General features: G+C 50.4%; 1 pseudogene. It reads right to left on the bottom strand.

What is annotated here, in order from left to right:
* Positions 1–415: pseudogene (locus AEA42_RS08980) on the bottom strand (lysine decarboxylase LdcC); the annotation flags it as partial.

Consider the following 415-nt stretch of genomic DNA (forward strand, 5'->3'; position numbering starts at 1 on the left):
GTGTAAGGCACCCACGCGGAGTCAAAGTGGATGGATTTCACATCCAGTGTTTTCTTGATGAAGTCGGTGTTGTACAGCAGACCATCATAGGTAGAGTTGGTAATTACAGCATGTACCGGCCAGGTTGCGTTTGGTGTTTCTTTCACGCGCTTAGCAATGGTAGCGTGCTGGAATTCACTCTGTGGGAAACCACCCAGAATACCGTAAGCGTTACGGGGCGGGCGGAGATAGATTGGCGTAACATCGCTCATCATCATCAGGTGGGTCAGCGATTTGTGGCAGTTACGGTCAATCAGAATGGTGCTGCCTGCCGGAGCAGAGTACATACCAACAATTTTGTTCGCAGTGGAAGTACCGTTGGTCACCATGTAGCTGCGGTCTGCGTTAAAGACGCGAGCGATATACTGTTCTGCTT

It is taken from the genome of Shewanella sp. Sh95, assembly GCF_001308045.1.
Classification (GTDB): Bacteria; Pseudomonadota; Gammaproteobacteria; order Enterobacterales; family Shewanellaceae; genus Shewanella; species Shewanella xiamenensis.